This window comes from Rhodanobacter sp. Soil772 (assembly GCF_001428385.1).
Lineage (GTDB): Bacteria > Pseudomonadota > Gammaproteobacteria > Xanthomonadales > Rhodanobacteraceae > Rhodanobacter.
This window is the reverse complement of record NZ_LMSK01000002.1, coordinates 61,788-87,768: the sequence shown is the minus strand read 5'-3', so window position 1 is coordinate 87,768 and position 25,981 is coordinate 61,788. Positions and strand designations below refer to the sequence as shown.

General features: G+C 65.7%; 24 protein-coding genes. 12 read left to right on the top strand and 12 right to left on the bottom strand.

Annotated elements, in window-relative coordinates; translation table 11 throughout:
* Nucleotides 1-3: 3 nt before the first annotated feature.
* The 6 genes from ASG75_RS07140 to ASG75_RS07115 all read right to left on the bottom strand — a co-directional run bounded on the left by ASG75_RS07140 (nucleotide 4) and on the right by ASG75_RS07115 (nucleotide 7,845).
* Nucleotides 4-465, bottom strand: coding sequence for a hypothetical protein (locus ASG75_RS07140; RefSeq protein ID WP_056387229.1), 462 nt, complete (start codon nucleotides 463-465; stop codon nucleotides 4-6).
* Complete coding sequence (locus ASG75_RS07135) at nucleotides 462-1,628, bottom strand: sialidase family protein (RefSeq protein ID WP_056387227.1); 1,167 nt, start codon at nucleotides 1,626-1,628, stop codon at nucleotides 462-464. The genes ASG75_RS07140 and ASG75_RS07135 overlap by 4 nt, the downstream gene beginning before the upstream one ends.
* A 168-nt stretch (nucleotides 1,629-1,796) precedes the next feature.
* Nucleotides 1,797-4,013 carry a TonB-dependent receptor gene (locus tag ASG75_RS07130; protein ID WP_056387225.1) on the bottom strand — a complete coding sequence of 739 codons (2,217 nt, stop codon included), beginning with the start codon at nucleotides 4,011-4,013 and terminating at the stop codon, nucleotides 1,797-1,799.
* Nucleotides 4,014-4,296: 283 nt separating this feature from the next.
* Nucleotides 4,297-4,881, bottom strand: a complete 585-nt coding sequence (locus tag ASG75_RS07125; protein ID WP_056387223.1) for a response regulator transcription factor — start codon at nucleotides 4,879-4,881, stop codon at nucleotides 4,297-4,299.
* Between the two features lie 72 nt (nucleotides 4,882-4,953).
* Complete coding sequence (locus ASG75_RS07120) at nucleotides 4,954-6,228, bottom strand: ATP-binding protein (protein WP_056389112.1); 1,275 nt, start codon at nucleotides 6,226-6,228, stop codon at nucleotides 4,954-4,956.
* A 66-nt stretch (nucleotides 6,229-6,294) separates the two neighbouring features.
* Nucleotides 6,295-7,845, bottom strand: coding sequence for an oligopeptide:H+ symporter (locus tag ASG75_RS07115; RefSeq protein WP_056387221.1), 1,551 nt, complete (start codon nucleotides 7,843-7,845; stop codon nucleotides 6,295-6,297).
* A gap of 273 nt (nucleotides 7,846-8,118) precedes the next feature.
* Here ASG75_RS07115 and ASG75_RS07110 point away from each other — a divergent pair, with 273 nt between their 5' ends.
* The 4 genes from ASG75_RS07110 (at nucleotide 8,119) to ASG75_RS07095 (ending at nucleotide 10,582) form a co-directional block, all read left to right on the top strand.
* Entirely contained in the window at nucleotides 8,119-8,493 is a 375-nt protein-coding gene (locus ASG75_RS07110) for a diacylglycerol kinase (protein ID WP_056387219.1), read from the top strand.
* 84 nt (nucleotides 8,494-8,577) lie between these two features.
* Nucleotides 8,578-9,195, top strand: a complete 618-nt coding sequence (locus ASG75_RS07105) for a LemA family protein (protein ID WP_056387217.1) — start codon at nucleotides 8,578-8,580, stop codon at nucleotides 9,193-9,195.
* Nucleotides 9,195-10,079, top strand: coding sequence for a TPM domain-containing protein (locus ASG75_RS07100; protein ID WP_056387216.1), 885 nt, complete (start codon nucleotides 9,195-9,197; stop codon nucleotides 10,077-10,079). Before ASG75_RS07105 ends, ASG75_RS07100 begins: the two co-directional genes overlap by 1 nt.
* Nucleotides 10,079-10,582 (top strand): TPM domain-containing protein, encoded by a 504-nt coding sequence (locus ASG75_RS07095; RefSeq protein WP_056387215.1) that lies wholly within the window; start codon nucleotides 10,079-10,081, stop codon nucleotides 10,580-10,582. Before ASG75_RS07100 ends, ASG75_RS07095 begins: the two co-directional genes overlap by 1 nt.
* A 109-nt stretch (nucleotides 10,583-10,691) precedes the next feature.
* Here the strand turns inward: ASG75_RS07095 and ASG75_RS07090 are convergent, their stop codons facing one another.
* Nucleotides 10,692-12,653, bottom strand: coding sequence for a S9 family peptidase (locus ASG75_RS07090; protein ID WP_056387213.1), 1,962 nt, complete (start codon nucleotides 12,651-12,653; stop codon nucleotides 10,692-10,694).
* A gap of 233 nt (nucleotides 12,654-12,886) precedes the next feature.
* Here ASG75_RS07090 and lgt point away from each other — a divergent pair, with 233 nt between their 5' ends.
* Nucleotides 12,887-13,702: a prolipoprotein diacylglyceryl transferase gene (gene lgt, locus ASG75_RS07085; RefSeq protein WP_056387211.1), complete on the top strand. Its 816-nt coding sequence runs from the start codon at nucleotides 12,887-12,889 to the stop codon at nucleotides 13,700-13,702.
* Between the two features lie 65 nt (nucleotides 13,703-13,767).
* On the opposite strand, the gene ASG75_RS07080 is transcribed toward lgt, so the two are convergent.
* Entirely contained in the window at nucleotides 13,768-14,781 is a 1,014-nt protein-coding gene (locus tag ASG75_RS07080; RefSeq protein ID WP_056387208.1) for a TIGR00266 family protein, read from the bottom strand.
* Between the two features lie 92 nt (nucleotides 14,782-14,873).
* On the opposite strand from ASG75_RS07080, the gene ASG75_RS07075 reads away from it, so the two are divergent.
* The 3 genes from ASG75_RS07075 to ASG75_RS07065 all read left to right on the top strand — a co-directional run bounded on the left by ASG75_RS07075 (nucleotide 14,874) and on the right by ASG75_RS07065 (nucleotide 16,714).
* On the top strand, nucleotides 14,874-15,668 hold the full coding sequence (locus tag ASG75_RS07075) for a thymidylate synthase (protein WP_056387206.1): 795 nt from the start codon (nucleotides 14,874-14,876) through the stop codon (nucleotides 15,666-15,668).
* Nucleotides 15,669-15,791: 123 nt separating this feature from the next.
* Nucleotides 15,792-16,280: a dihydrofolate reductase gene (locus ASG75_RS07070; protein WP_056387204.1), complete on the top strand. Its 489-nt coding sequence runs from the start codon at nucleotides 15,792-15,794 to the stop codon at nucleotides 16,278-16,280.
* A 26-nt stretch (nucleotides 16,281-16,306) separates the two neighbouring features.
* On the top strand, nucleotides 16,307-16,714 hold the full coding sequence (locus ASG75_RS07065) for an NUDIX domain-containing protein (RefSeq protein ID WP_235580167.1): 408 nt from the start codon (nucleotides 16,307-16,309) through the stop codon (nucleotides 16,712-16,714).
* A 24-nt stretch (nucleotides 16,715-16,738) separates the two neighbouring features.
* On the opposite strand, the gene coaE is transcribed toward ASG75_RS07065, so the two are convergent.
* The 4 genes from coaE to pilB form a co-directional block, all read right to left on the bottom strand.
* Nucleotides 16,739-17,359, bottom strand: coding sequence for a dephospho-CoA kinase (coaE, locus tag ASG75_RS07060; protein WP_056387199.1), 621 nt, complete (start codon nucleotides 17,357-17,359; stop codon nucleotides 16,739-16,741).
* Nucleotides 17,356-18,213 carry an A24 family peptidase gene (locus ASG75_RS07055; RefSeq protein ID WP_056387198.1) on the bottom strand — a complete coding sequence of 286 codons (858 nt, stop codon included), beginning with the start codon at nucleotides 18,211-18,213 and terminating at the stop codon, nucleotides 17,356-17,358. Before ASG75_RS07055 ends, coaE begins: the two co-directional genes overlap by 4 nt.
* 161 nt (nucleotides 18,214-18,374) lie before the next feature.
* Nucleotides 18,375-19,646, bottom strand: a complete 1,272-nt coding sequence (locus tag ASG75_RS07050; protein ID WP_056387195.1) for a type II secretion system F family protein — start codon at nucleotides 19,644-19,646, stop codon at nucleotides 18,375-18,377.
* A gap of 145 nt (nucleotides 19,647-19,791) precedes the next feature.
* Entirely contained in the window at nucleotides 19,792-21,513 is a 1,722-nt protein-coding gene (pilB, locus tag ASG75_RS07045) for a type IV-A pilus assembly ATPase PilB (protein ID WP_056387193.1), read from the bottom strand.
* A gap of 381 nt (nucleotides 21,514-21,894) precedes the next feature.
* On the opposite strand from pilB, the gene ASG75_RS07040 reads away from it, so the two are divergent.
* The 4 genes from ASG75_RS07040 to ASG75_RS07025 all read left to right on the top strand — a co-directional run bounded on the left by ASG75_RS07040 (nucleotide 21,895) and on the right by ASG75_RS07025 (nucleotide 25,919).
* Nucleotides 21,895-22,749 carry a glycosyltransferase family 2 protein gene (locus tag ASG75_RS07040; RefSeq protein ID WP_056387191.1) on the top strand — a complete coding sequence of 285 codons (855 nt, stop codon included), beginning with the start codon at nucleotides 21,895-21,897 and terminating at the stop codon, nucleotides 22,747-22,749.
* Nucleotides 22,750-22,923: 174 nt separating this feature from the next.
* The gene (locus ASG75_RS07035) at nucleotides 22,924-23,973 is read left to right on the top strand and encodes a glycosyltransferase family 4 protein (RefSeq protein WP_235580166.1); all 1,050 of its coding nucleotides are present in this window, start codon (nucleotides 22,924-22,926) and stop codon (nucleotides 23,971-23,973) included.
* A complete protein-coding gene (locus tag ASG75_RS07030; protein ID WP_056387188.1) occupies nucleotides 23,974-24,900 on the top strand; it encodes an NAD-dependent epimerase/dehydratase family protein in 927 nt (308 codons plus the stop codon). It abuts the gene before it with no gap.
* Nucleotides 24,870-25,919, top strand: coding sequence for a glycosyltransferase (locus ASG75_RS07025; RefSeq protein WP_056387187.1), 1,050 nt, complete (start codon nucleotides 24,870-24,872; stop codon nucleotides 25,917-25,919). Before ASG75_RS07030 ends, ASG75_RS07025 begins: the two co-directional genes overlap by 31 nt.
* The last annotated feature ends 62 nt before the right edge of the window (nucleotides 25,920-25,981 follow it).

Sequence of the window (25,981 nt, the reverse complement as noted above, 5' to 3'; positions counted from 1 at the left end):
GCGTCAGGGCAGGAGTTTGCGCAGCTGCGCGGGCATCAGCGCGCCGCTGATGCCGTGGCGGCTGCCGTCGGCGCGGATCACCAGCACGCGCGGGGTCTCGCCGCCCCAGTTCGGGTCGAGCAGGAAGTTGGTGCGTTCGGGCGAGGCTTCGGCGTAGGCGCGCGCGGGATAGCCGTCCATCTTCATGCCGTGCAGGCGCGCTTCGATCGCCGTGCGCAACTGGATGCTGTCCGTCGTCACGGTGACCAGTTCGATGTTGTCCGGATCGGTGCGTTGAACCCTGGCCAGCGCTTCGAGGTTCGGTTCGCAGTACGCACAGTCGAGCGACCACAGCGCGATGATGCGTGCGCCATGCGCCGGCGGCTGCAGCAGGGCGGCTACGTCGGCGGCAGCCAGCGGCTGCAGCGAGCCGGCGCAGGCCAGCGCCGGTAGCAGCAGGGCGAACGCGAGCAGCAGACGCTTCATCGCGGCACCTCGATCAGACGGAAGCCGGCGGCGGTGTTCCAGGCCACGAACGCGCGGCCCTGTTTCAGCAGCAACTGCGGCGAGCCTACCGCGCCGCTGCTGCGGGCGATTTCGCGGGGAGCATCGAAGCTGGCGCCGTCATCGGCCGAGCGGCGCAACATCAGTACGTAGCCGTCGGCACCGACCTGGTTCCAGACGACCCACACGGTCCGCTCGTGCGTGGCCACGTCGGCGTGGCTGGCGCCGGTACTGGCGATCGCCAGCGGATGTTTCGGTGCGTGGCCCGGGTCGAGCTGGCCGTACCAGATCGTGGGTTGGCCCTTGGCCTCGTACCACACGGCGTGGCGGGTACCGTCGCGATCGATCGCCAGGCCGGGGCCGTGGTGCGGGCAGCCGGCGATCTGCCAGTCGCTGAAGGTGGCGCGGGCGACCTGGCTGGTTTGGCCGTCCGTACGCAACACGGCATACGCGTGGTCGCGGATGTTGTCGCCGTAGATGCCGCGGAAGAACGCGGCGATTTCGCCATCGGGCATGCGTGCCAGCGCGATGCGGCAGCACTCGCAGCTCTGGTCGACCAGCTTGTGCTCGGGCACGAAGCTCGCGCCGCCATCGTCCGACCAGCTGTAGTAGATCGCGGCGCCCAGGTACGGCTTGCCGTGGGCGGTGGCGGCAATTACGTCGCGCTTGTCGATCCAGGCGATCACGATGCGGCCGTGGCCGTCCACCGCCAGCGCGTCGAAGCGGTGGGTGATCTCGGCGCGGTCGTGGTGCACGGTCAGCGGGTCGCTGAAGTGTTCGCCGCGATCCAGCGAGCGGGCGAAGCGCACGAAGCCGGTCCAAGGCGCGGCGCGCGGCTGCGACCAGCTGACGTAAATTTCGTCGTGCGGGCCGAACGCGATCTTCGGGCGGTTCTCGCCTTCGGCGTAGATCCGCTCGGCCGTGGCGTTCACCTCGATCGGCGCGCTCAGCGTGCGGCCGTCATCGTCGGAATGGCGCAGCCGCACGTGGCCGTCCGCGGCGTCCACCAGGTACAGCCGGCCGTGGCTGTCGAACGCCGCGCTGGCGCCAAGCTCGGGACCTTTCGGCATCTCCATGCGCATACCGTCGTGCGCCAGCAGCGCGGGCGAGAGCAGGCAGAGCAGGATGGTCAGCAGGTGGCGCATGATGATTCCTCGATGCACAAGCTTTGCTCCCTCCCCTGCGAAGCAGGGGAGGGTTGGGGAGGGGTGCTCTTGATCTTCAAGTCAAAAGCTTTACCCCCTCACCTGAAGGACTCCCTTTGGTCGCCAGCCTCCCCCTGCTTCGCAGGGGGAGGAGCGAAGCCGGGTGGCTCACAGCTCCCAGCGCAGCTCGCCGAACCAAGTGCGGCCGGCGTAGGGATGGTAGACCCAGTAGTGTTCGTCGGTGAGGTTGTCGACACCGAGTGCGGCGGTCCAGCCCGGTGCGAACTTCCAGCGCAGTTTCGCGTCGGCCACGGTGAAGCGGCTCACCGCGCCGTAGCTGTCCACGTAGTCGCTGTTGTCCAGCGTGCCGTACTGGCGGCCGGAGTGGCGGATGCCGAGCGAGGCGTCCCACTGCGGCGCGAAGCGGTAGTCGGCGAACACGCTGGCGCGGACTTTCGGGATGCGCGGGAAGGTCTTGCCGTTGGCCAGCGGGTACTGGCGATCTTCCAGCGTCTTGGCGTCATTGAAGGCGAGGCTGGCCTGCAGGTCGAGGCCGTCCAGCCAGAGGTCGGTGAGGTTGATCTCACCTTCGACGCCGCGGCTGCGCATCTTGTCGATGTTCTGCACGCTGGTGACGGTGGGGGTGACGGTGATGTCGGTCTGCGAGTACAGCGAGTCGGCGATGCGGTCCTGGTACAGCGAGATGCGCCAGTGGCCGTGCTCCAGGTGACGGGTCAGCGTGAGGTCGGTGGACTCGTCGGTCTCGGGCTTGAGGTCGGGGTTGTTGTTGACGATCGCATTCGCCGACAGGCTGCCCTGGAACAGTTCGGTCACGGTCGGGTAGCGCACCGCCTTGCCGTGGGCCAGGCGCAGCTCCCAGCCGTCGGCGAGGTCCCAGCTCAACGCCGCCTTGGGCGAGAAGTCGGTGCGCCGGCGATCGGCGTAGTGCAACGTGCTGACCGCATTCGCGCGCAAGCCGCCGTAGGCGCGCCACTGCTCCAGGCGGCCACCCAGGGTCAGCGCCCAGGCGTCGGCGAAGCTCCACACGTCCTGCAGGTACAGCGCGCGGGTTTGCGTGCGGCCGGCGAACGCGCTGACCTGCGCGCCGTCGGCGTCGCCGCGCCAGTCGCTGGCGTTGCGCACGCGGCTGTCCAGCACGTAGCGGTCGCCGTGCACGCCGGCGTACAGCATGTGGCGGTCGCCGAGCGGGCCGGAACTGCGCAGGTCGGAGGTGTCCCAGCCGGAGCCGGCTTTGTCCGCGACTGTGCCGGGGCCACCGGTCGGCCTGCCGGGTTCGGCCAGGTTGGCGGTGGCGGCCTGCGAACGCTGGAGGTCGTAGTGGCTGGCCACCGCGGTCCAGCGCCAGCCGTTGTCGAGGTGGCCGTTCAACTCGACGCCGTACAGCAGGTGGGTGTCGCTGGCCGAGGAGGGCGCCAGGCCGCTGGCCGGCAAGGTCCAGGTCTGCCCGGCTGCGTTGATCACGCCGCCGGCGACTGGGTTGCCGGCGGCATCGCGGATCAGGCTGCGGGTGCGGTCTTCGGCGCGGTTGTGCCACCAGCCGACGGTGAACAGCGCGGCGACCTGTTCGGTCACATCGACGCCGACCTTCAGCTTGGCCTGGTCCTGCACCGTGTGTTCGATGCTGTTGGCGCCGTACACCAGCCGCGGCGAGCCGTTCGGGTTGCGATCCGGCACGGCGCCGCTGACCGGCACCGCCGCGGCCGCATTGCCGCCGGCTTTCGCGGTGGCGTATTGCATCGGCTGGCCATGGTTGTCGAGCCGGCTGAATTCCAGCAGCCAGCTCCAGCGCCCCTGCTTGTTGCCCAGCGTGGCGGCGGCCTGGTGGCCGTTGTAGTGGCCGCCAGCGCCATACGCGTCGCGGTAGTCCTGGCTGAAGAACTGGGTGCTCACGCTGGCGGTCAACTGCTGCGGCAACACGGTATGGATCAGCACGGTGCTGCCCAGCGAGTTGCCCGGATACAGCGCGGAGTAGGGTCCGTACAGGATGTCGACCGCGCCGATTTCCTCGGGCGCGACCATGCCCCAGCGCGGCGCGCCGTCCCAGCCGTTGGTCATCAGGTTGGAGAGCAGCAGGCCGTCGGCGTAGACCAGGCTGCGTGCGCTCTGCAGGGTGCCGGCGTTGCGTCCGCTGATCACTGCGTTCGGATCGCCAATGTAGCGCTTGCGCACCATCATGTTCGGCGCGTATTTCAGCGCGTCGGCGCTTTCGGTGAGGTTCTGCTGCTGCAGCTTCTGCCGGCTGACGCGCACCTGCACGCTGGGCGTTTCCATCACCATGGTGTCGCTGGCGTGCACCGAGACCGGGGCGAGCGTGGTGGTGGCGGGAGCGGGTTCATCGGCGGCCAGCAGCGGGCTGGCGGACATCGCGAGTGCGACTGCACAAAGGCCAAGCGGGAGGGCGTTCAAGCGATACTCTGGATGAGAGTCTAGGGTTGCAAGGATAGTCCGCTGCTACGCGCGCGACAGATGGCGCGTTGTCGCAGTGGGGGTCGGCGATAGGATGCGCGGGCGCGCCGAAAGGTGCCCAGTTGGAGCGAGAAGTGAGTGGAGAGGAGTGAGGAGTGAGAGAGAGCAACAGCTCACGTCGAAGTCAGGGATGAGCACGCCCTCTCTCACTCCTCACTCCTCTTCCCTCACTCCTGCTCTGTCACTCTTCCCGGTCGGGGCGTTCGCGTACCGGGTGCTTGCTCAGCTTGCGTTGCAGGGTGCGGCGGTGCATGCCGAGGCGGCGGGCGGTCTCGGAAATGTTGCCGTCGCATTCGGTGAGCACGCGCTGGATGTGCTCCCATTCCAGCCGGCGCAAGGCCAGCGGCTGTTCGGGGGCGTCGGGCGGGTCGCTGTCGTCGCCGTCGTTGTCGCCGTCGAGCAGGGCACGCACCACGGCGTCGGCGTCGACCGGCTTGGCCAGGTAGTCGTGGGCGCCGCGCTTGATCGCCTCCACCGCGGTGGCGATCGAGGCGTAGCCGGTCAGCAGCAGCACGCGCAGGTCGGGCACCAGGGTATGCAGCTCGGGGATCAGGCGCAGGCCGTTCTCCTCGCCCAGCTTGAGGTCGAGCACGCAATAGCGCGGGTTGTGCCGGCGCGTCAGCGCGCGCGCTTCGTCGAAGTTGGTGGCCGTGATGACCTCGAAGCCGCGCGAGCCGAGCGCACGCGCCAGCACGCGCAGGAAGGTGGCATCGTCGTCGACCAGCAGCAGCGGGCGCGCCGTGGCGGCATGGGGCAACTCGGTCATCGGCGGTGTTTCCTGGAAGTGGATCAGTGGCTCATTCTTGCCCGAAGCGGCGTGACTTGCACGTCCGGCGCGCTATTTTTCCGCGATCACCGCCAGCGGCAGGCGCAGGCATACCTCGGCGCCGCGTTCGGCATTGCGCGCGATCAGTTCGCCGTTGAGCCGCTCGGCGGTGGCTTCGGCCAGGGCCAGGCCGATGCCCAGCCCGGTCTGCTTCTGCGAATAACCGAGCAGGGTGAGTTCGCCATTGACGTCGAAACCGGGGCCGTGGTCGCGCACGCTCAGCTGCAGCCAGTCGCCATCACGCGAGACCTGCAGCGCCACCGCGTGCGAGTGGTTGACGGCCGAGGCATCGGCGGCGTTGTTGAGCAGGTTGAGCAGCGCGTGGCGCAGGCCTGGCGGGGTGCGCAACACGGTTTGCGCGATGTCCTGATCCAGCGTCAGGATCAATTCCGCCTCGGGCCGCAGCAGCTGGAAGCGCTCCAGGCAGCCGTGGATGAACGCGGCCACGGTGAGCCGTTCCGGTTCCTGCGACAGCTGCGCCTTGCCGAACGCGACCATCTCGCGAAGGATCGTGCGGCAGCGGTCGACCTGGCCTTCCAGCAGCGCCAGATCCTCGGCCAGCGAGGTGTCGCCGGCGTGCTCGCGGCGCAGCTCGGGCAGCAGGGTGCGCATGGTCGACAACGGCGTGTTGAGTTCGTGCGCGGCACCGGCGGCCTGGGTGGCGATGGCCAGGATGCCTTCGTCGCGCAGCGCGCGTTCGCGCACGCGTTGCACTTCGAGCTGTTGCAGGCGCAGCACGTGGGCCAGCCGGCTGATGAAGAAACTCAGCAGCGCCGCCATGATCACGAAGTTCACGCCCATCCCGGCCACGTGCAGCGAGAAGCGGTTAGGCGAGTTCTCGTGCAGCGGCATCGGCAGCGGCACGTGCGAGTACAGCAGAATCACGTAGGCGACGCCGGCCAGCGTCGCCACCGCCAGCACCGACCGTGCCGACAGCGCCGCTGCACTGAGCGCGATCGGCACCAGCAGCAGGGTGATGAACGGATTGCTGGCGCCGCCGGTGAAGTACAGCAGGTAACCCAGCACCAGCGTGTCGAAGGCGATGTGGCCGACCGCTTCCCACTCGCGCGGCGGCCACGGCTGGGTCAGCCGCCACGCGGCAAACACCGAGAACACCGCGAGCAGGCCGATGCCGAGCAGCAGCGGCAGCAGCGGAATGTCCAGATGCATCCACCAGGCGCACACCAGCACGGCGGCGCTCTGGCCGGCGATGGCGCAGATCCGCAGCCAGGCCAGCGTGCGCGTCAGTGCAAACGGGCCGATGCGTTGGGTGGGCCGGTGCGGCATGGCGATCATCCAGTTTTGCCGGAACCCCGTGGGCCCCGCCGCGCAACGCGCGACGGAGCTGGCGGATCACGCCGGCGTGTTGAATTCCTCGCTGCGCACGGGCGGCAGCGGGTTGTTGGCGACGGAGTCGGAATGGCTGCTCGACAGCTTCTTCATCAGCGGCAGCATCGCCAGCGCGATCACCGTGCAGGCCACGCCGGCGAAGCCGAGCTTGTTGAACAGCGCGGTGTAGATCGGCAGCGACACCAGCGGGTCCTTGATGTCGGTCGGGATGCTGGCGAAGTTCGCCACCACGCTGCCCAGGTACTGCGAGATGCCCGAGGCCACGTAGTAGGCACCCATCATGAAGCCGCCCATCCGCGCCGGCACGTAGCGCGCGATCATCGCCAGGCCGAGGCCCGATACCAGCAGCTCGCCCAGCGAATACAGACCGTAGCCCCACACCATGATCCACGACGAGACCTGGCCGTTCACCGCGAAGCGGGCGCCCACGCCGTAGATGAAGAAGCCGATCGCCACCGCGGCGAAGCCCCAGGCGAACTTGGCCGCCACCGACGGATTCTTGCCGACCTTGCCCATGGTGTTGTAGGCGAGCACCAGCACCGGGCTCAGCAGCACGATCCAGATCGCATTGAGCGACTGGAACTGCTCGGGGATCCAGTTGAACAGATGCAGGCCGAACACGTCGAACGAGAGGTCGACGTTGCGCTGCGCGAACAGGTTCAGCGAGGTCGACATCTGCTGGTAGAAGATGAAGAAGAAGATCGTCTGCGCGGTCAGCACCAGCGCCGCGATCAGGCCGGCGCGCTCGTGCTGCTCGCTGCTGCGGATCAGGTGCACGAAGATGCCCAGGATCACCACGCCGGCGGCGTACACGCACCACTGGGCGACCGTCTGGTTCTGCAGGATGAAGGCGGAGACGAACACCATGCCGATCGCGGCCAGCAGCACCACGCCGAGGCGCTTGACGTCCACCGGCTTGTCGTCGGCCGGCGAGCCGATGTGCGCCAGCGTGCGGTGCATCAGCGTGTAGTTGATCAGGCCGAGGACCAGGCCGACGGCGCAGACGCCGAATGCGGTATGCCAGCCCCAGGCGTCGCCGTACTTCGCGCCCACGTAGTCGCGGATCCACGGGGTCAGCAGCATCGAGATGGTCGAGCCGATGTTCACCGCCATGTAGTAGATGGTGAACGCGCTGTCGATCTTGGTGTCGTCGCCCTCGTAGATCTTGCGCACCAGGTTGCCGGCGTTCGGCTTGAAGAAACCGTTGCCGACGATGATCACGCCGAGCGCGACGTACAGAAAGTAGGCGTTGTTGGTGGGAATCCACAGCATCGCGTAGCCCAGCGTCAGCACCACGGCGCCGAGCAGCATGGTGCGGCGGGTGCCGATCAGCTTGTCGCCGACCCAGCCGCCGATCGCCGGGGTGGCGTAGATCAGCGCCGCGGCGGCGCCCCAGATCAGGTTGGCCTTGCTGTCCTCGAAGCCGAGCTTCTTCACCATGTAGGTGACCATCAACACCTGCATGCCGTAGAAGCCGAAGCGCTCCCACATTTCGATCAGGAAGACGGTGCTGAATGAGCGCGTCTGCGAGACGGGCGGGTTCTGGGTTGCCATAGGTTTTCCGTGCGTGATCCAAATCGTGGCGGCGTGCCGGCCGCGCCGGTGTCATGCGGCCTCCGAACAGGCCACAACCGACGAAGCGTAACCCATTCGCCATCACGCTGTAGCTGCACTGCGGCAAGAGGCCAAGCCCGCGGCGGGCGCTTGCTGGCGGCGCTTGTGGCATCATCGGCCGCTCGAACCGGCCTGTTCCAGGGGAGTTTTGCCGTCCATGTCCATCGCATTGATATTGCCGCAGCGCCTGCAGTCGGCCGGGCGGCGTCGCTGATGGCCGCCGAAGGTTTTCGCGGCCCGAAGCAGGTCTGGAACGCGTTCCTGTGGTCGATGAAGGGGCTTCGGGCCGGCTGGCGGCACGAGGCCTCGTTCCGCCTGGAAGCCTGCCTGGCGCTGGTGCTGATCCCGCTCGGACTGTGGCTGGGGCACGGCGGGGTGGAGAAATTCGTGCTGATCCTGGCGCCGATGCTGGTGCTGTCGGCCGAGCTGCTGAATTCGGCGATCGAGGCGGTGGTCGACAAGGTCAGCCCGGAGTTCAACGAGCTGGCCGGGCGCGCCAAGGACATGGGCTCGGCGGCGGTATTCGTGCTGCTGGTGCTGGTGGTGCTGAGCTGGGCGTTGATCCTCGGGCCGCGCCTGCTGGGCTAGCGCACGCGTTCACCCCGTGCTGACACGATTGCGGCAGGGGGCGTGGGATGATGGAATGGCCTTCCACCGGATCGGAGCGACTCCATGAAACTTCTGCGCTATCTCGTGCTGTTGCTGCTCGCCTTCGGCCTGAGCGGCTGCGGTTACAACGCCATCCAGAAGCAGGACGAGGCGGTCAAGGCGGCCTGGTCCGAAGTGCTGAACCAGTACCAGCGCCGCGCCGACCTGGTGCCGAACCTGGTCAACACGGTCAAGGGCTACGCCCAGCACGAGGAGAAGGTTTTCGTCGAGGTGACCGAGGCCCGCGCCAAGGTCGGCAGCCTGCAAATCAACGCCGATTCGCTGAACGATCCGCAGAAGCTGCAGCAGTTCCAGGCCGCGCAGGGTGAGCTGGGCAGCGCGCTGTCGCGGCTGATGGTGGTCAGCGAGAACTATCCGCAGCTGAAGGCCGACGGCCTGTTCCAGAATCTGCAGGCGCAGCTGGAAGGCACCGAGAACCGCGTCACCGTGGCGCGCAACCGCTACGTGCAGGCGGTGCAGGCATACAACGGGATGATCCGCACCTTCCCGAACAACATGACCGCGAAGATCTTCGGCTACAAGGTGAAGCCGAACTTCAGCGTGGACAACGAGAAGGCGATCTCCACCGCGCCGAAGGTGGACTTCGGCACCGGCGCGCCGGCACCTGCCGCGACGCATTGATGATGCTCCGGCGCTTCCCGCGCCGCTGGCTGCTGCTGGCGCTGCTGGCGCTGCTGCTGCCGGTGCTGCTGTACGCGGCCGACGCCGTGCCGAAACTGGCACGGCACATCACCGACCTCACCGGCACGCTGACCACGCAGCAGGTCGACCAGCTGGACGCGCAGCTGACGGCGCTGGAACAGGCCAAGGGCGCGCAACTGGTGGTGCTGATGGTCGGCAGCACCGGTGAGCAGGATATCGAGGGCTATTCGCTGGCGGTGGCCGAGGCGAACAAGGTGGGCCGCAAGGGCACCGACGACGGTGTCCTGCTGCTGGTCGCGAAGGACGATCGGCGCGTGCGCATCGAGGTGGGTTATGGCCTGGAGGGTGCAATCCCCGACGCCGCCACCGCGCGCATCACCCGCGAATACATCGCGCCGAAATTCCGCAGCAACGATTACTTCGGCGGCATCAGCGACGCAGTCGGCGCACTGACCCAGCTGATCGACGGCGAGCCGCTGCCGCCGCCGGTGCGGGGCTCGCCTGGCGACGAGCGTTCCGGCCTCGGGCTGGAGCAGGGTCTGATGATCGCCGTGTTCGTGGCGCTGTTCCTGCGCGGCATCTTCGGCCGGGCCCGGGCATGGCTCCGTGCACCGCTGGGTGCCGTGGTGGTCGGCGGGTTGTTGTGGCTGCTGATCTCGATGGGCGCCGGCGTCCTCGGTGCGTTGATCGGCGGCGTGCTGATGCTGATGCCCGGTGGCGCCGGCCGCTCGATCGGCGGCGGTGGCTGGGGCGGCTTCGGCGGTGGCGGTTGGGGTGGCGGCAGCGGCGGGGGTTTTGGCGGCGGCGGCTTCAGCGGTGGCGGCGGCAGCTTCGGCGGCGGCGGTTCTTCGGGGAGCTGGTGATGGCGCGCATGCAGCGACTGTGGGCAAACCTGTTCGGCGGCTGGTTCCAGCTGTCACGGCGCTTTCCGGCCGCGCTGCTGGATGAGATGGCCGCGACGATCGCCGCGGGCGAACACCATCACCTGGGCGAGATCCGCTTCGCGGTCGAATCGCGACTGGCGCCGCTGGCCGTGCTGGACGGCCTCGACGCCGCGACCCGCGCGCACCAGGTATTTGCCCAGTTGCGCGTGTGGGATACCGAACTCAACAGCGGCGTGCTGTTCTACGTGCTGATGGCCGAGCACCGCATCGAGATCGTTGCCGACCGCGGCATCGCGGCGAAGGTGGCGGCGGACGAGTGGGATGCGATCTGCGCGCGCATGCGCGAATGCTATGCGCGTGGCGCGTGGCGCGAGGGCAGCCTCGCCGGCATCGCCGCCGCGAACGCGTTGCTGGAGCGGCACTTCCCCGGCGATGGCAAGGCCAACCCCGACGAGCTCGCGGATCGGCCGGTGCTGCTCTGAGGGAGGGGCTTCACGGATAGCCCGGTTGCCGGGCATCTCGCGCAATCCGGCATGCCCGAAAACAAGGAAGGCGCCGAAGCGCCTTCCCAGTCCAGCCTGCCTTGAACGATCAGGGAGCGGATGCACCGGGTCCGATGTTCTTTTCCAGAAATGCCTGCAGCCGGTTGTAGAACTCGATGTTGTTCTTCTCGTCGTAGAAGCCGTGGCCCTCGCCCGGCTTGCTCAGCCACTCGTACGGCTTGTGCGCGGCGTCGAGCGCGGCCCGCATCGCCTTGGCTTGCGCGAACGGCGCGCGTTTGTCGTCTTCACCGTGGATCAGCAGCACCGGCACGTCGATCTTGTCGGCCAGCCTGGTGGGCGAGTTCGCGTCGAGGTCGGCATCGTCCTTGCCGATGACCGTATTCAGGTAGCTGCGGCCGGACTTGTTCTCGCGGATGTCGCCTTTCTTGTACATCATCTTCAGGTCGTAGATGCCGGCGTAGCCCACCGCGCACTTGAACATGCCCGGTGCGCGGATCGTGGTCATCATCGCCGAGTAGCCGCCGAAGCTGCCGCCGTAGACGCAGACCCGCTTCGGGTCGGCATAGTTTTCCGCGATGGCCCACTTCACGCCGTCGATCAGATCCTGCTGGATGCGCGTGCCCCACTTCAGGTAGCCGGCCTCCTTGAAATCCTCACCACGGCCACCGGAGCCGCGGTAGTTCACCTGCAGCACGAGGTAGCCGCGGCTGGCGAGGAACTGCGCGTCGGTGTCGTAGTACCAGGTGTCCTGTACGCCGATCGGGCCGCCGTGCGGCAGCAGAACCATCGGCAGATGGCTCTCGGCAACACCCTTGGGGATCGTGAGTATCGCCTCCAGCTCCATGCCGTCGCTGGCCTTGAAGCGAAGCGGCCGACGCTCCGCCATCTTCGCCGGGTCGATCCACGGCTCCGCGGTGAACAGCTTGCTCACCTTGTAGTTATGCGTGTCGATCAGGTAGTAGGTGCCCGGGTCGCGGTCGCTGCTGACCCAGAACATCAGCTTGCTGCCATCCTCGCTGAAGTCGACGAACTGGACGTGGCCAGCAAACTTCTGGCTCAGCGCACGGTGCAGCTTTGCCGTTGGCGTGGTGGCGTCGATGTAGCTGGTCTGCGGCAAGCCGGTGGCCAGCACCGTGGCGAACGGCTGGTACGGCAACGCCGTCCACTCGATGTCACCGATGCTGCTGAAACTGTCGCTGGCGAGCACCTTGCGGTTGCCGCCGTTCTCGTCCTGTTCGACCAGGGCGGTCGGGCCGCCACCTGCGTTGTAGCTGGCGTAGACGCGCTGCCGATCGGGTGTGAAGAAGATAGGGGTGAAGCTGCCGCCGATCTGGGCGGCAGCCATCTGCATCCAGCTGCCGGCCTGCTGGTGGTAGACCACGTAATCCCAGTTGTCGTTGCGGCCGTAGGCGTAGTGGGCCTTGCCGTCCGCGCCGACCATGAAGTTCAGTCCGCCCACCTTGATCTGGCCGATCAGACGGCGGGTGTTCTTGCCGGCGTCGACGTCGTACAAGGTGCTGTAGTCCTGGCTTTCCCAGCTGTACGTGGTCATGTAGAAGCGGCCGTCGGTCGGTGCCGGCAGCCCGGCCATGAAGCCCCAGCCGCGGTCGGTGCCGCGGGTTCCGGCGCGCGAGCCGAACTTGCTTTCGAAACCGTAGAGATAGTCCTGATTCTTGCCGTCGAAATCGGTGGCGATCACTTCACCGGTTGCGGCAGGTTTGTCGATCGAGCCCAGCTGCTTGCCTTTTTCCACCACCAAGCGGGTGTTGCTGACCCAGGTGATGCCGACGGCCAACTCGTATTTGGGCAGGCGCAACAGGCTGACCGGCCTGCTCATGTCGGCCACATCGTAGACGGCCAGCGCATGCGAATCGCCGTTGGTATCGTTCATGTTGACGGCGAGGTGCTTGCCGTCCGGCGAGAGCCGCGGCATGGACAGCTGTGCATGCCGCGCGAAGTCCTCCACTGGCACCAGATCGGCGGCCACGGCGGCGGCGGGCAACAGCAGACAGACGGCGGACAGCACGGTCCGCGCAAGACGACAGGACATCGGTTTTCTCCCCTGAAGCTCCGTGCGATGAGTCCGGCCGTCTGGAACGAGACGGTCCGGCTGAATGTGGACATCCGTAGCCAAAGTAGCGGTGCGGCCCTCGTCCAGACTCCCCCGGTATGGACGCCACGCGGACGATTCTAGTTCTTGCGAAAGCCTGGACGGAAGAGGCTGCCGATGCCACCGCTCCGGCGTCCCGCTACACTCGGCCTTTGCCTGCTGACCTGATCACCATGTCCCAGCCTTACCTCGTCGATTTCGATCCCGTCGCCTTCCATCTCGGTCCGATCCAGGTGCACTGGTACGGCCTGATGTACTTGCTCGGCTTTTTCTTCGTGGCGGTGCTGGGTGAATACCGCCGCCGACGCGGGCGCCTGCCGGTCAGCCGCGATGCGCTAGGCGACTTGCTGTTTTACGGCATGCTGGGCGTGATCGTCGGCGGGCGCGTGTGGTACATGCTGTTCTACGCCGATATCGACTGGATCTGGACCGCGCCGCAAACCCTGTTCAAGGTGTGGGATGGCGGCATGAGCTTTCACGGCGGTCTACTCGGCGTGCTGGCCGCGGGCTGGTGGTGGTCGCGCAAACAGAAGCTGCACTTCTTCGACACCATCGACTTCGTGGCGCCGCTGGTGCCGATCGGGCTGGGCTTGGGCCGGCTCGGCAACTTCATCAACGGCGAGCTGTGGGGCAAGCCCAGCGACGTGTCGTGGGCGATGATCTTCCCGCAGGCGCCGGACCGGTTGCCGCGGCACCCCTCGCAGTTGTACGAAATGCTGCTGGAAGGTCTGGTGATGTTCGTGGTGCTGTGGCTGGTCTCGTTGAAGCCGCGGCCGCGCTATCTGGTGTCCGGCCTGTTCGCACTGCTGTACGGCTGCTTCCGCTTCGCGGTGGAGTTCGTGCGCGTGCCCGATCCGCAGCTCGGCTACCTGTTCGGCACGCAATGGGTGACGATGGGGCAGATGCAGTCGCTGCCGCTGATCGCGGTCGGGTTGGTACTGCTCGCGCTGTCGCGTCGCGCGCCGACCTTGCCGCTGGCCAGCGCCTGACGCAGCTCTTGCAGGGCGGGCAGTGCCCGCCCTGCGCCGCCGAGGTCAGGTGAGCCGGGGGTGGCTCAGAAGTTGCGGTCGCCGCCGATGATGTCGCCCAAGCCACCAAGCAGCGAACCTTCGCCGCGGCGCTGACCGCCGCCCTGCGGCGCCGCCGCCAGCATGCGCCCGGCCATGCGCGAGAACGGCAGCGACTGCAGCCATATCGTGCCCGGCCCGGTCAGCGTGGCCAGGAACACGCCTTCGCCGCCGAATAGCATGCTCTTGATGCCGCCGACCGGTTTCACGTCCATGCTCACCGTGTCATGGAACGCGACCACGCAACCGGTGTCCACGTCGAGCCGCTCGCCGGCTTTCAGCTCACGCTGCACCACGGTGCCGCCGGCGTGCACGAATACCCAGCCGTCGCCTTCGAGCTTCTGCATGATGAAACCCTCGCCGCCGAACAGGCCGGTCAGGATCTTGCGCTGGAAGAAGATGCCCAGCTGCACGCCGCGCGCGCCGGCCAGGAACGCATCCTTCTGGCAGATCAGCCGGCCGCCGTGGTCGGACAGCTTCATCGCCATCACCGTGCCGGGGTAGGGCGCGGCGAACGCCACCTTCGCCTTGCCCTGGCCAGCATGCGTGAACACCGTGGTGAACAGGCTCTCGCCGGTGATCACGCGCTTGCCGGCGGAGAGCAGCTTGTCCATCAGGCCGCCGCCGCTCTGGCCGCCGCTGGAGCCGTCGCCGAATACGGTGTCCATCTGCACCGCGGATTCCTTGTACATCAGCGCGCCGGCCTCGGCGATCGCGCTTTCGCCGGGGTCCAGCTCGATCTCGACGAACTGCATGTCGGTGCCGACGATGCGGTAGTCGATCTCGTCGGCGCGGCCGCTGCCCATCGACGCCGGCATCGGTGGCGGCGCCAGCGGCGTGCCGCCGAACTCGGCCACGCTGCGGATCGGTTTCCACTCGGCAAACCCCTCGCACCAGCAATAGCCGTCCGGCTGGCGCTGCGCCTGTGCCCGCGCCGCGGCGTCGTCGAGCGGGCCGATCCGGTCGGTGTTCTTGCCGTAACTGAAAAACCACTGCGCCATGGTCCATCTCCTGCTGGAAAGGCCCGAGTCTAAGCCGGGAAAATGCGCTGCGGGAGTGACCGTTGTCATGCCCCACGGGCTAGAATCCGACGATGCGCGCTTATCTCGACCTGCTCCGCCACGTCCTCGACCATGGCACCGAAAAGACCGATCGCACCGGCACTGGCACGCGCAGCGTGTTCGGCTGGCAGATGCGTTTCGATCTCAACGAAGGCTTCCCGCTGGTCACCACCAAGAAGCTGCACCTGAAGTCGATCGTGCACGAGTTGATCTGGTTCCTGCGCGGCGACACCAACATCGCCTACCTGAAAGAACACGGCGTGCGCATCTGGGACGAATGGGCCGATGCGAACGGCGACCTCGGCCCGGTCTACGGCCAGCAGTGGCGCGCGTGGCCCGCCGCCGACGGCGGCGTGGTCGACCAGATCGCCTGGGTGGTCGACGAGATCCGGCGCAATCCGGACTCGCGCCGGCTGATCGTCAGTGCCTGGAACGTGGGCGAGCTGCCGAAGATGGCGCTGCTGCCCTGCCACACGATGTTCCAGTTCTATGTGGCGAACGGCAAGCTGAGCTGCCAGTTGTACCAGCGCTCGGGCGACATCTTTCTCGGCGTGCCGTTCAACATCGCCAGCTATGCGCTGCTCACCCACATGGTGGCGCAGGTTTGCGGCCTGGGCGTGGGCGACTTCGTGCACACGCTGGGCGACGCCCACCTGTACAACAATCATCTGGAACAGGCGCGGTTGCAGTTGACCCGCGAGACCTTGCCGCTGCCGCAGTTGAAGCTCAACCCCGCGGTGCACTCGGTCTTCGATTTTCGCTACGAGGACGTCATGATCGAGGGCTACCAGTCGCATCCGGCGATCAAGGCCGCCGTCGCCGTATAGCCGTCGTGCAGGAACATGCGGAACCGGCGCGGTGTCGCCGCGGCCTGTTAAGATCTGGCGTTATCGGCGGCGTCATCCGCGGGCGCAGGCCGTCCCGTTGACCCATCCTTTCAAGGACTCGCCATGGCTATTTCGCTGATTGCCGCACTCGACGAAAACTTCGCGATCGGCCGCAAGGGTCAGTTGCCCTGGCACCTGCCCGACGACCTGCGCTGGTTCAAGCAGCTGACCACCGGCAAGAACGTGGTGATGGGCTACAACACCGCCCTGTCGATCGGCCGCGCGCTGCCGGATCGGGTCAACCTGGTGCTGACGCGGCGCCACGAGGCGCCGTACCCGGGCCAGATCACCGTGCGCTCGATAGACGAAGCGCAGGCGCGCTGCGGCAACACCGGCCTGATCGTGATCGGCGGCGGCATGGTGTTCGCCGAGGCGCTGCCGCGTGCCCGCCGCATGTACCTCACCTGGGTCAGCGCCGCGATCGACGGCGCCGACGCGTTCTTCCCCGGCATACATTTCAGCGACTGGACCGAAGTTTCCCGCGTGCACCACAAGGCCGACGCCGAGCACGCCTACGACTTCGACATGGTCGAATACCTGCGCAGCAGTTGATGCCTGCATCCGTGTCGTGTGCAGTCATGCACGTGATGGCAGGGCTGCTGCTGGACGCCGACGGTCGCGTGCTGTTGGCGCAGCGTCTGCCCGGCAAGCATCTGGCCGGGTTGTGGGAGTTTCCCGGCGGCAAGCGTGAGCCCGGCGAGACGCCCGTGGCGGCGCTGGCGCGCGAACTGCGCGAGGAGCTGGGCGTTACGCTGCAACACGCCGAACCACTGATCGCGCTGCCATGGAATTACGGCGGGCGCGGACTGCTACTCGATGCCTGGCGGGTCGATGCGTGGATCGGCGAGCCGCGCCCGCTGGAAGGGCAGGCGCTGCAATGGCAGTTTCCCACCCGGGTGGACATGGCGATCCTCACCTCGGCGGACTGCCCGGTCCTGCAAGCCCTGATCGCGGCGTGCAGCGCCCCTGCGGCTCCTGACCGGTAGGAGCCGGAGCCCGCGAGCGGGCGCCTACCGGTCAGGCGCCAGGGTCAGATAGCACCGGTGCAGTTCGGCGACGGTGATGTCGAGGGCGGCTTCGTCGCCGTTGTTCTCGATCACGTCGTCGGCCAGCGCCAGGCGTTCGGTGCGGCTGGCTTGGTGGGCCAGCATGCGGCGGACGAGGGTTTCGTCGATGCCGTCGCGGGCGATCAGGCGGGCGACCTGCACGGATTCGAGCGCGTCGACCAGAAGCACGCGGTCGACCCAGCGATAGTGTTCGATATTCTCGGCCAGCAGCGGAATCGCCAGCAGGCAATACGGCCCGCGCTCGGCCCGCGCGCGTTCGTGCAGCCACTGGCGCACGCGCGGGTGGATGATCGCTTCCAGCGTCCTGCGCGCCACGGGGTCGGCGAACACGCGCTGGCGCATGGCCGCGCGATCCAGCCGGCCCGAGTCATCCAGCGCCCCGGTGCCGAACGCAGCGACCACCTCGGCCAGCCCGGGCGTGCCCGGTTCGATCACTTCGCGGGCGGCCACGTCGGCATCGTGCACGTGCACGCCCAGCGCCTCGAAGCGCCGCGTTACCGCCGTCTTGCCGGCGGCGACGCCACCGGTCAGGGCGATCACCAGGGCGCGTGGCCGCGCGTTCACCGCAGGCCGGTCAGTTGCATGTAACCCTGCAGCAGGTCCGGGCCTGCCACGAACCAGACCCAGCCGGCGGCGGCGATGAACGGGCCGAACGGCATCGGGATCTCGCGTTCGTGCTTGCGCAGCGCGATCAGGGTACCTCCGACCAGCGCGCCGATCAGCGACGACAGCAGGATGATCGGCAGCAGCGCCACCGGTCCCATCCATGCGCCGAGCGCGGCGAGCAGCTTGAAGTCGCCGTGGCCCATGCCTTCCTTGCCGGTGAGCAGCTTGAACGCCCAGTACACGCTCCACAGGCTCAGGTAACCGATCGCCGCGGCCAGGATCGACGCCGGCGCGGTGACGAACATCGGCAGCAGCGCCAGCAGCAGGCCCAGCCACAGCAGCGGCAGAGTGAGCTGGTCGGGCAGCAACTGGGTGCGAAAGTCGATGCCGGATAGCGCGATCAGGGCCCAGGTCAGCGCCAGCCCGGCCAGCGCAGCCCACGACGGACCGAACTTCCACACGATCACCGCGCTCAGCACGCCGCTGAGCAGTTCCACCAGCGGGTACTGGATCGAGATCTTCGCCTGGCAGTAACGGCAGCGCCCGCGCAGCAGCAGCCAGCCGAGCAGCGGGATGTTGTCCAGCGCTGACAACGGGTGCTTGCAGTGCGGGCAATGCGACGGCTCGCGCACGATGCCCGGCGGCAGCGGCGTGGCGTCGGCCTGCAGTTCCAGTACGTCCCGCGCCTCCTGCCGCCACGCCGCCGCCATGCGCGCGGGCAACCGCAGGATCACCACGTTGAGAAAGCTGCCCACCAGCAGGCCGAGCACGCCGGCCAAGGCGATCCACAGGGCAAAGGGAAGTTCGGGCATGCGTCAGCCTTGTGTTTCGGAGCCCTGCGGCAGGGGCAGGGCGTAAGGGTTCGGTACGCTCGTGCAAATAAAAGCGGCGGGCCGTGCCCGCCCTACGAAGCGTGATGCCATTGTAGGACGGGCACGGCCCGCCGGCCCTCGATTTGGTTTTTGAGGTTGCGTCAGAACGTGCCGGCGAGCTTGAAGATCGGCAGGTACAGGGCGATGACCATGCCGCCGACCAAGGTGCCCAGCACGACCATGATGATCGGTTCGAGCAGGGTGGACAGGGTGTCGACCGCGTTGCTGACTTCTTCCTCGTAGAACTCGGCGACCTTGAACAGCATGTTGTCCAGCGCGCCGGACTCTTCGCCGATCGCGGTCATCTGCACCACCATGTTGGGGAACAGGCCGGTCTGTTTCATCGCCAGCTGCAGCTGGTGGCCGACCGAGATGTCGTCGCGCATCTGCTTCACGGCGTCGCCGTACACCACGCTGCCGGTGGCGCCGGCCACCGCGTCCAGCGCTTCGACCAGCGGCACGCCGGCGCGGAACGTCACGCCCAGGGTGCGAGCGAAGCGGGCGATCGCCGAGTTGCGCACGATATTGCCCATCACCGGCATCTTCAGCGCCATGCGGTCGAGGAAGTGGGCGAACTTCACCGAACGCTTCTTGGCAATGATCAGTGCGGCGATGCTGCCGCCGATCACGCCGATCACCACCCACCAGTAGCTCTGCATGAACTCCGAGGCACTGACCAGCAGCTGGGTCGGCGCGGGCAGCTGGGCGCCGGCGTCCTGGAAGGTCTTGGCGAACACCGGCACCACGAACAGCAGCATGATCAGGCAGACCATGAACACCACGGCCAGCACCATCATCGGGTAGAACAGCGCCTTCTTGATCTTCTTCTTGATCGCTTCCGTGCGCTCCTTGTAGGTCGCCACGGTGTCCAGCACGGTATCCAGCACGCCGGATGTTTCGCCGGCATGCACCAGGTTGCAGTACAGCTCGTCGAACTGCACCGGGTAGCGCGCCAGCGCCTCGTGCAGCGCCGCGCCGCCCTCGATGTTCTGCTTCACGTCGAGCAGGATGTTCTTGAAGCGGACGTTCTTCTGGCCGTCGGCGATGATGTCGAAGGACTGCACCATCGGCACGCCGGACGCCATCATGGTGGCGATCTGGCGGCTGAATACGGCCACGTCGCCCGGCTTGACCGTGCTGCCGCTGGCACCGAACAACGGCTTGGCACGCTCGCGTACGGTCTGCGGGTTCATGCCCTGGCGGCGCAACTCGGCCTTGACCAGCGAGGCGTTCTTCGCCGGCATGTCGCCTTTCATGCGCTTGCCGCGCTTGTCCAGCGCGACCCACTCGTAGGTGGTCAGCTTGCTGACTTCGGCACGTTGCGCGCCGAGCTCACGCGCCTTGTTGATGTTCGTTGCGGTAGCCGTGGCCATGCGCATCTTCCCCCAGTGGTCCAGTCCCGGAGCTGCCCTTTGCGGGCGGCTGACAAGATATTGATACAGCTTATGTCATTTTTGCGGCGCCAAACCGTGGCGCCGGACGCAAGTTCGATGCAACGGAAGTCCCAGAATCCGTCGCTTATTCCTTGGTGACGCGGTCGATTTCGGTCAGGCTGGTCATGCCCTGCTTCACCTTGAGCAGGGCTGATGCGCGCAGGTCGTTGATGCCGGCCGCCTTGGCCACCTCGGCGATCTGCAGCGCGTTGCCGCCTTGCAGGATGATCTTCTGGATGTCTTCCAGCATCGGCATCACCTGGTAGATGCCCACGCGACCCTTGTAACCCTCGTTGCAGCCGTCGCAGCCGGCGGCCTCGTAGATGGTCAACCCCGCGTCGATGTCGGCCTGGGTGAAGCCGGCGTCCAGCAGCACCTTGGGCGGCAGCTCGATCGGCTTCTTGCACTCGTGCAGGCGCCGCGCCAGGCGCTGGGCGATGATCAGGGTCACCGACGAGGTGATGTTGTACGGCGCGATGCCCATGTTCATCAGGCGCGAGATGGTCTGCGCGGCGTCGTTGGTGTGCAAGGTGGACAGCACCATGTGGCCGGTCTGCGCCGCCTTGATCGCGATCTCGGCGGTTTCCAGGTCGCGGATTTCGCCGACCATGATCACGTCCGGATCCTGGCGCAGGAACGAACGCAGCGCGCTGGCGAAGGTCATGCCGCGCTTCACATTCTGTTGCACCTGGTTGATGCCCTCGACGCGGATTTCCACCGGGTCTTCCACCGTCGAGATATTGCGCTCGGCGGTATTCAGCATGTTCAGGCCGGTGTACAGCGACACCGTCTTGCCCGAGCCGGTGGGGCCGGTGACCAGCACCATGCCGTATGGCTTGTGGATCGCGTCGATGTAGAGCTTCTGCTGGTCCGGCTCGTAGCCGAGTTTCTCGATGCCGATCCTGGCCGACGAGCCGTCCAGGATGCGCAGCACGATCTTTTCGCCGAACAGCGTCGGCAACGAACTCACGCGAAAGTCGATCGCACGGGTCTTGGACAGGTTGAGCTTGATGCGACCGTCCTGCGGCACGCGCTTTTCGGCGATGTCCAGTTGCGCCATCACCTTCAGGCGCGAGGAGATGCGGTTGGCCATCTTGAGTGGCGGGCTGGCCACCGCCTTCAGCATGCCGTCCATGCGCAGGCGCACCCGATACTGGGTTTCGAACGGCTCGAAATGGATGTCCGAGGCGCCGCGGCGGATCGCGTCGACCAGGATCTTGTTGACGAACTTCACCACCGGCGCATCGTCAGTGGCGTTGGCGTCGATGCCGGTCGATTCGACTTCGTCGTCGCCGACTTCGAGATTCAGCTCGTCCAGCTCGCCGCCGCCCATCTCGGGCATGGTGTTGCGCAGGTTGTTGAGCAGGGTTTCGATCACCCGCTGCAGCGAGCCGCGCTCCACCAGGATCGGCTCGACCATGCAGTTGGAGTGGAACTTGATCTCGTCCAGCGCATGCGACTGCATCGGATCGGCGATACCCACGAACAGCCGTTTGCCGCGGCGGAACAGCGGCAGCGCCTGGTGCTTGGTGATCAGCGCCTCGCTGATCAGGTCCAGCGGCATCGTCGCCGGGTTCAGCGTGGCCACGTCCATCATCGGCATGCCGAACTCGGCCGAGGCGATCCGCGTCAGTTCGGCGCCGTCGACCAGGTTGTGATCCAGCAGCCAGGCCCCCAGCGTGGCCTTCTGCTGGCCGCTGTCGGTCATCGCCTTGCGGACCGCGTCCTCCGGCATCACCCCTTCGGACACCAGCCGACGCGCCATGCCGGTCAAGCCCGAGAGCGACGGTTGCAATTGAGATGACATAACCTACTCGACCTTGCCCCTGTATGTTGTTGAATCTACCGCAGTCCGGCGCGCAGGTCACCCATTCCCTGCAGCTTGGCGGCAGCAGGGTGATGCGGTGCACAAACTGCGCTCATCCACCACTGGGTTGCCCTGCTTGCAGCGGGATCGATCGTTGTCCCTTCCTTTGCCCGCTTTTTCTCCTCCCCTGCGTGCAGGGGGAGGCAGGGAGGGGTAACGCTTTTGATCCTCATGCCAGGAGTGACCTCATCCCCAACCCTCTTCTGCGCGCAGGGAGAGGAACAAAGCGTGGCAGAGCGAGCACCCCGAAACCCCAACCCCGTCCTCAACCTCCACCCGGCCTTCACGCTATGATCCCCCTTCACACGGGGGAGCCATCTGTTGAATCGCCTGAGCATCATCCTGCCCGCCAAGAACGAGGCGCCCGCGCTGGCCGCGCTGTTGCCGCGCCTGCGCACCGCCCATCCCGACGCCGAGATCATCGTGGTCGACGACGGCTCCATCGACGACACCCGCAGCATCTGCAAGAGCAGCGGTGTCGAATGCCTGTCCTCGCCGTACTCGATGGGCAACGGCGCGGCGATCAAACGCGGCGCCCGTGCCGCCACCGGCGAAATCCTGGTGTTCATGGACGGCGACGGCCAGCACGACCCGGCCGACATCAAACGCCTACTCGACCAGCTGAACCGCGGCTACGACATGGTGGTCGGCGCGCGCGACTGGGGCAGCCAGGCCGGCGTGGGCCGCGGCCTGGCGAACACCTTGTACAACTGGCTGGCCAGCCGCATGACCGGCCACCCGATACTGGACCTCACCTCCGGCTTCCGCGCCGTGCGCGCAGACAAGTTCCGCGAATTCCTGCATCTGCTGCCGAACGGCTTCAGCTACCCCACCACCAGCACCATGGCGTTCTTCCGCAGCGCCTACCCGGTCGCCTACCTCCCGATCAAGGCCGCCCAGCGCGTCGGCAAAAGCCACATCAGGCCCCTGCGCGACGGCGTACGCTTCCTGCTGATCATCTTCAAGATCGCCACGCTGTACTCACCGTTGAAGTTGTTTGTGCCGGCGAGCGTGGTGTTCTTCCTGACAGGCTGCGTCAACTATGCCTACACCCTGATCGCGTACCACCGGCTCACCAACATGAGCACGCTGCTGTGGAGCGCGGCCGTCATCGTGTTTCTGATCGGGTTGATCTCCGAGCAGATCACAGGGTTGACCTATCGTCGCGACAAGTAAATGCAAGGAAGCCACTCGAACGGGCTTCATGGTCGGAAGGTTTTATGGCGTGTTTCCCAGTCACGATTCTGATGCGTTTGACAACGCCAAAATGAGGTTTTGCATCAAGTGATGCGTGTACTCCTGATCAGCACCTCATATCCGCGTGACATTTCCGATTGGCGTGGAATATTCATGAGGCATCTGGTGGCTGCGCTTGCGCGCGTGCCCTCCATCAAACTCAGTGTATGGGCTCCGCCAGGAGATCTGCCCGAGCAGGCAACGGCCATTGTTTCGCCCGCTGACGCGCGATGGCTGGCACAGCTAATGGCTGCCGGTGGCATATCGCACATGATGCGCAGTGGGGGGGGGGGGGCGTGGTTTGCACCGGTGCGTCTTTTGCGCATGATTGCCGCGAGCTATCGCGATCACCCTGAGGTGGACATTTACCATATCAACTGGTTGCAGTGCGCTTTGCCTCTCCCGAACAATCGCAAGCCTGCACTTATCACGGTACTGGGCAATGATCTGAAACTTCTGAAGTTGCCGTTCATGCGGTATCTGCTGCGTCGTGTCATGAGGCGACGCAAGGTGGTCATTTGTCCCAACGCTGATTGGATGCACGATTCCCTGCAGGAGGCATTTGGAGACGTTGCGGAGATACGCCCCGTCTCATTCGGCATTGACCCGCGCTGGTACGCGATCAAGCGTGAGTCTGACGGAAGGCAGCCTCATCGCTGGCTTGCCGTCACCCGCCTTACCGCGAATAAGCTGGGGCCTTTATTTGACTGGTCGGAAAATTTCTTTCGCGAAAGTTCACGCGAATTGCATCTGTTTGGGCCGATGCAGGAAGGTATCGAAGTGCCGGAATGGGTTCATTACCACGGGCCAGCTACGCCTGAGCAGCTTGCAGACGAGTGGTTCCCGAAAGCGTGTGGCTTGATAACTCTCAGTCGTCACGCCGAAGGCCGGCCGCAAGTCATGCTGGAGGCCATGGCTGCGGGATTGCCCATCATCGCTTCAAGCATGCCGGCGCACGCCGGTGTCGTATTCGATGGAGAAACCGGAAGGCTATGCGACTCCATCGACAACTACGGCACTGCGTTGTGCGAACTGGAGGATGCGGTGACTAATCGCCGCTTGGGAGATGCCGCGAGGCGCTGGGTGACCCGCGAAATCGGCACTTGGGACGACTGTGCCGACCGCTACGCGAAGATCTATCGCCGGCTACTTGGACGCGCGTAAATGAGCGATCGGATTCTTGTCATCGGTGCAGGTGGGTTCATCGGGCAACACTTGGTACGGGCGTTGGCACGACAGGGCGAGTTGGTGATCGCAGCCAGTCGGAGCGAGATCGATTTTGGCCTGCCGAGCGTCGAGACGGTGATTGCCGAGCTGCGTGAGCCTAAGGATTTCGCCCCTTTGATCGCTCGCAGTCGTGCAGTGGCCCACCTCGCGTCTACGTCCACTCCCGGGACATCCGCCGCTCGCCCCTTGCATGAGTTGGTCGACAATCTGCAGCCAATGGCTGGCTTGCTGCAGGTCCTTCAGGATCATTCCGGTGTGGATCTGCTTTATCTGTCTTCGGGCGGTTCGCTGTACACGTCGACGGGCGACATCGCGGCGGATGAGGCGACGCGCGTGCAGCCACGGTCGTATCACGGCGCGGGCAAGATAGCCGCGGAATACTTCATCTCAGCCTGGTGCAGCCAGTATTCGGGCAGGGCGACAATTCTGCGCCCATCAAACGTCTACGGCCCAGGTCAGCTCGAGCGCGCGGGGTTCGGCATCGTACCTACGGCCCTTGGCAAGATTAAGCGGGATGAAACCCTGCACATATGGGGGGATGGTTCCGCTGTTCGCGACTATTTATATATTGATGATCTGGTGGAATTGGCCACCACGATTCTGACCCGGCAAATGTCCGTAGGCGCACATGTCGTCAACGCCTGCAGTGGCGCCGGGGTCAGTCTCAATGAATTGCTCGCTACCATGGAAGCCGTGACGGGGCGACCATTGCGGCGCAGCTATGAAGTCGGTCGTGCCGTGGATGCTACACGCGTGGTGATGGACCCCACTCTGGCCAATCATGAGTACGGGTGTTCTCCTGCCACACCATTGCATGAAGGATTGGAGCGGACATGGGCCTGGTTGAACAGTACAGCGCACTGAATCGACCGGAACATCCGGTGTGCTCCGTCTGCATCGCCAACTACAACGGCGCCGCGTTGCTGGATGACTGCCTGACGTCCGTTCTTGCTCAGCAGGGCGACATCAGCATCGAGATCATCGTTCACGACGATGCCTCCACCGATGACTCGGTAGCGCTGTTGCGCGAACGGTATCCGCAGGTCCAGTTGCTTGCGAGCAAGGAAAACGTCGGCTTCTGCATCAGTAATAACCGCATGGTGGCCCATGCGCGTGGTGAGTTCGTGCTGCTGTTGAACAACGATGCGGCGCTGTATCCGGATGCACTGATCACCTTACTGGATACTGCGCAATCGTTGCCCCTACCCAGAATCCTCAGTCTGCCCCAGTACGACTGGGAAACGGGGGCATTGGTTGATCGAGGTTGTCTGCTTGACCCGTTCTACAACCCGGTGCCGAATCTCGACCCCAGCCGTCGTGATGTGGCGATGGTGATTGGGGCATGCCTGTGGGTGGCGCGCGATGTATGGAATGAGCTCGGCGGCTTTCCAGAGTGGCTTGAGTCAATCGGCGAAGACATGTATTTGTGCTGCGTGGCCCGATTGCGTGGCAGGCCAGTGCAAGTCGCCGGTGCCAGTGGATATCGCCATCGTCAAGGAGTCAGCTTTGGCGGTAATCGTGCGACTGCACAGGGGCTGCAAACCACCTTTCGACGACGCTATCTGAGTGAACGCAACAAGACAGAGGTTATGCTGGTCTGCACGCCAACAATGTTGATTATTCCGTTGTTGGTGCTGCATTTAGTGCTGTTGGTCGCCGAAGGCATCATCTTGACGGCAGTGCGTCGAGATGCGCGCATTTGGCGGGAAGTCTATGGCAAAGCCGGTATGCAACTGGTTCGTGGCTTTTCGAGGCTGTGGGCCATGCGCCGTCAGGAGCAGCGGCAACGTGTCGCATCACTGCGTGGCTTTCTACGCAATTTTGCGTGGGCACATAGAAAGCTCGGATTGCTGCATCGCTATGGCATACCCCGGATCCGTTGATGCAGCCTTAATCGAAGATTCATCGGCCAATGCATCGCGTTGTGGACTCTGTAAGACACGTG